The sequence below is a fragment of the Endozoicomonas sp. ALC013 genome, assembly GCF_049310205.1.
Taxonomy (GTDB): Bacteria; Pseudomonadota; Gammaproteobacteria; order Pseudomonadales; family Endozoicomonadaceae; genus Endozoicomonas.
Genome location: NZ_JBLYNS010000226.1, coordinates 1 through 5120 on the forward strand (window position 1 = coordinate 1; position 5120 = coordinate 5120).

Annotated in this window: 3 protein-coding genes; all 3 read left to right on the forward strand. The window is 51.4% G+C overall.

From position 1 onward, the window contains the following. The first annotated feature begins 570 nt into the window (after positions 1-570). Positions 571-2223 (forward strand): BCCT family transporter, encoded by a 1653-nt coding sequence (locus ACO6V1_RS22260; protein WP_422468644.1) that lies wholly within the window; start codon positions 571-573, stop codon positions 2221-2223. A 216-nt stretch (positions 2224-2439) separates the two neighbouring features. Further along, complete coding sequence (locus ACO6V1_RS22265) at positions 2440-3936, forward strand: CoA-acylating methylmalonate-semialdehyde dehydrogenase (protein ID WP_422449996.1); 1497 nt, start codon at positions 2440-2442, stop codon at positions 3934-3936. Positions 3937-4164: 228 nt separating this feature from the next. Next, positions 4165-5076, forward strand: coding sequence for a BadF/BadG/BcrA/BcrD ATPase family protein (locus ACO6V1_RS22270; RefSeq protein WP_422468646.1), 912 nt, complete (start codon positions 4165-4167; stop codon positions 5074-5076). The last annotated feature ends 44 nt before the right edge of the window (positions 5077-5120 follow it).

Consider the following 5120-nt stretch of genomic DNA (forward strand, 5'->3'; position numbering starts at 1 on the left):
TATTACATAACTTAATAAACAGCACTTACAAATTATTTTATACCTTTGCCATAAGTTTTATTGATTGTCTTCAAACCGAAAGCTGCTCAAAATCATGCCATGTCGTAAAAGTCGCTAGTACGCAAAAACAGGTACATGAGGAAATATTACTTCCTGTCGTCTAACCTGATCTCTATGTTTATATCACTTCCCGAAGACTTACCATCCAGCCTGCCTGAGTATATTGCTCAACGGCAGGACCAGAATGTTCAGCTGCATGAGCGGTTGCCCGGCAACAGGCCCGGATTGAACAACTCGATAACGCTCCCAACCACCATGCCCTCCTGTTTGTGCAGAAGAGGTGATTGCGCATGAAGACATTCCCGAGGGATCCACCCGTTACGGTCGGGAGCCCAGCTCCGATCAGGCGATGGAAATTAAGGTTAAGACCATTCAAAAGCAGTCAGGAAAGAACGGTTCAGTGTTCCGGATGACCCGACCTTACCCCTGCACAATAACCCTTGCGCCAGTCAGTGCAGGCGTTTTTGAGTACTTACCCGTGCGTCCAGGTTTACCGAGCGGAGCGATACTATGAACAGCCCGAAATCAGGAACCGGTATTTTCGCCAATACCCATCCCGTGATGAGCAGAGGCTCGGCGATCGTCATTGCCGCCTTTGTCCTTTTTACGATCATTGCCCCGGCATATGCTAATAGCCTCTATGAAGCCGCCAAGCGCTTTATCGCCACAAGTCTGGCCTGGTATTACACTCTCCTGATGAGCTTCTTTTTACTCCTGGCCATATACACAGCGTTCAGTCGCTTTGGCCGCATTAAGTTAGGCCATGACCACGACAAACCCGAATACGGCTTCTTTTCCTGGTTCTCGATGCTGTTCAGTGCAGGTATTGGTATCGGCATCCTGTTCTGGAGTATTGCCGAGCCAATTTACCACTTGCAAAGCAATCCTTTTATTGCCGAAGGGCAGACAAAAACCGTGGCAGCCGCACAGGTAGCGATGCGCTTCAGTATCTTTCACTGGGGCTTACACGGTTGGGCACTATTTGCGATTACGGGTATGGCATTAGCTTATTTCACCTACCGCAAAGGCCTGCCATTATCGATCCGCTCTGGCTTGTACCCGACCTTTGGCAACAAAATATACGGCCCGATTGGCCACATGGCGGACTTGCTGGCGGTTTTCGGTACTGTATTTGGTATCGCCACCTCGTTAGGACTTGGCGCACAGCAGATGAACGCAGGTATTAGCTATCTGTCTGGTATCAATATCAGCCCGGCCAACCAGGTGATCATTATTACGCTCATTACCGGATTGGCAACGCTCTCAACGTTAAGAGGCCTGGACAAAGGCCTGAAAAAAGTCAGCGAATTAAACATGCGCCTTACCGCATTAATGCTCACCTTCTTTATTGTTCTGGGGCCAACTGCTTATTTACTGGGAGCCTTTGTCACTAACCTGGGTGATTACATGACACATGCCGTCGGGCTCGGTTTTTGGGTTGACCCGGATCCCAAAAGCCAATGGCAGAGTTGTTGGACCCTGTTTTATTGGGGCTGGTGGATCGCCTGGGCACCCTTTGTCGGCATTTTTATTGCCCGTATCTCTAAAGGCCGTACCGTCAAAGAGTTTATTCTGGGAGTCTTGATCGCCCCAACGTTACTGGCAACCTTTTGGATCACTGCGTTTGGTAATACGGCTATTTTTATTGAACTCTTTGGTTCAGGCGGGGTCACAGAGGCCATAAATAAAGACATTACTACGGCTTTGTTTGTCACCATGGAGTTAATGGACCTTGGTACGGTTGTTGTGGGAATCGGTGCCATTATCTGCATAGTCATGCTGGTGACTTACTTTATCACTTCTGCTGACTCGGCAACCCTGGTTATTTGTACGTTAGTATCTATGGGAGAACAAAAACCTCCACCCAAGTTGCGGATGTTCTGGGGCTTACTCATTGGTGCGGTTGCCGGTGTATTATTAATTGCCGGAGGCTTAAAAGCGTTACAAACTGCCTCTATTGTTGCGGCACTGCCCTATTCAATTGTGCTGGCGCTTACTACCTGGGGCTTGTATAAGGCTTTTCGCGAGGAACCCAATATTGACATGCCATACTCAGTCACCCCTGGCGATACTCCACTGCCACCGGAATACGGTCAAAGCTATGCGCTCAAGCGCAGTAAGCAGGAAACAGCGGAGTGTCTGGCGACTAATCAAAATGTTTAGTGCATCATTTCGATGAGTTTGATGTGTACAATCTCCGTTTGCCCGACAATGGCAGAACAAGCCCTGGCCTCAGGCTCACCGGGCAATAACCCAAGAGTACCAAGCGCAGAAGAACTCGTGAGCATGTACCAGGCACTATGGGATTAGCACAATGCTCAAGCACTCATAAATCAACTGTGCCTGAGTGCTAAAAATATCAGCCCCGGGAGGACATCAATGAATACCATTGGTCATTTTATCAACGGTGAAATGGTCTACGATAATGAACGCACCCAGGCAGTGTATAACCCCGCAACAGGCCAGGCAGAAAAACAAGTCGCGCTGGCTTCCGTCGCTACCGTTGAAGAAGCGATCACCAGGGCTGAAGCCGCTTATCCAGCATGGCGCAATACCCCGGCAATAAAGCGCGCCCGTGTCATGTTCAAGTTTAAAGAATTACTGGAACAAAACGCTGAAAAAATTTGCCAGCTTATTGGTCAGGAGCACGGCAAAATTTCACACGACGCTGCGGGTGAATTACAACGCGGTATTGAAAATGTCGAATACGCCTGTGGTATCCCTGAATTGTTAAAAGGTGAACACAGCAAAAACGTTGGCCCGAATATCGACGCCTGGAGTGAATTCCAGCCACTGGGCGTGGTCGCGGGTATCACCCCGTTTAACTTCCCGGTTATGGTGCCACTGTGGATGTTCCCAATGGCCATTGCCTGTGGCAACTGCTTTGTTCTAAAACCGTCTGAGCGCGATCCCGGTGCCACCATGCTGATCGCTGAACTATTACAGCAGGCGGGATTACCTGACGGCGTTCTGAATGTGGTGAACGGTGATAAAGTTGCGGTGGACACTTTACTAAACGACGCGCGTATTAAAGCGGTCAGTTTTGTTGGCTCAACCCCCATTGCCGAATACATCTACCAAACCGCCAATAACAATGGCAAGCGATGCCAGGCGCTTGGCGCTGCCAAAAACCACGCCATTGTGATGCCAGATGCCGATATGGATAACGCCGTAAACCAGTTACTCGGTGCCGCCTTTGGCTCCTCTGGTCAGCGCTGTATGGCGCTATCCGTGGCAGTAGCGGTTGGCGATCAGACCGCCGATGCATTAGTGGCAAAAATGGCTGAGGCCATGAAAAGCCTGAAAGTTGGTGCCTGCACCGATAGCAGCAACGACTTTGGCCCGGTTATTACCGGTGCTCATCGCGACAAGGTGGTCAGCTACATCAGTCATGCCGAAAGCCAGGGGGCAAGCATCGTCGTTGATGGCCGCACCCCGAACGTCGATGGCTACCCCGATGGCTTCTTTGTTGGCGGCACCCTGATTGACCGGGTAACACCGGAAATGACCAGCTACCAGGAAGAAATCTTTGGTCCGGTACTGCAAGTTGTCCGCGTTAACACCATGCAAGAAGCGATGGACTTGATCGATGCCCACGAATACGGCAACGGTACCTGTATTTTTACCCGCGACGGCGAAGCAGCCCGTTACTTTTCTGATCACATCCAGGTGGGCATGGTCGGCATTAACATACCGCTACCAGTACCTGTTGCTTACCACAGCTTTGGTGGCTGGAAGCGCTCGCTGTTTGGTGACTTGCACGCCTACGGCCCTGACTCCGTGCGTTTTTACACCAGGCGCAAGACCATTACTCAACGCTGGCCTTCTGCCGGTATCCGCGAAGGTGCTCAATTCTCGATGCCAACAATGAAGTAATAGATAAGTAGTTAACCAAATGAAATCATATATTTCTGACTAAGTTGTCAGTCACTCTGCGGCGTTGCAACTCCGGTTACATAGCTACGGCTATGCTCCCTACGTTGCGCCTTGCATAGCAACTGCCCACTTAGCCAGAAATATACGATTCCATTTGGCCAACTACTTAGCACGCCCGGGCAGTATGGGTGTTACCCTATTCGATCACCGTTGCCCGCAGGAGCAAATATGGCATCCGCACTCTTAACCAACAGTGCTGTAAACACGACTGACCACAAACTGCCACTCCTTCTCGGTGTAGACGGCGGTGGCACTTCATGCCGGGCACGTATCGCCGATCTTGACGGCAATATCCTGGGGGAAGGATTCTCAGGCAGCGCAAACCCCCGGACCGGGCTTGATTCAGCCTGCAATACCATCATGCAGGCCACCCGTGCAGCGATGGCTCAAGCGGGCCTGGAAGAGAACGACTTCGGACGTATGTATGCCGGTCTTGGCCTGGCCGGTGTCAATCAGCAGAAAGAACGTGATCTGGTTCTGGGTTGGGGCTTTCCGTTTGCCGGTATTTTCCTGGAAACCGACGCATTCGCCGCTTGCATGGGTGCCTTTAATGGCAGGGATGGCGCGATCCTGATCCTGGGCACGGGCTCCTGTGGTGCCAGCCTGATTGATGGTGAAGTGAAAACCCTTGGCGGCTGGGGCTTTCCAATCTCGGATCATGGCAGTGGTGCCAGCCTGGGCCTTGCGGCGATTCGTTACTCCCTGCTGGCCCACGAAGGCATGAAAGAACAGACACCGTTAAGCCTGGCCATCATGGCAACGTTTGACCACAGTCCTGAACAGGCCGTTGCCTGGCAGGACAGCGCACTCCCCAGAGACTACGGATCTTACGGACCGCTGGTGATTGAACATTTAAGCAAGGGCGATCAACTGGCGGAACAGTTAATTCGGGAAAGCGCTGAAGATGCCGCCATGATGATCCGGGTACTTTATCAGCGTGGCGCTAACCAGTGCGCATTGGTTGGAGGGCTGAGTGAGTTCGTTATGCCCTGGCTGCCAGAAGATGTCGCTGCCATTGCCACCTTGCCACAGGGTGATGCCATGCACGGTGCTCTGTTGATGGCTATGAAACTCTTCTGAAAAACGTTCGGCTTCCATCGGGAAGCCGAATACTCCAGGAGGCT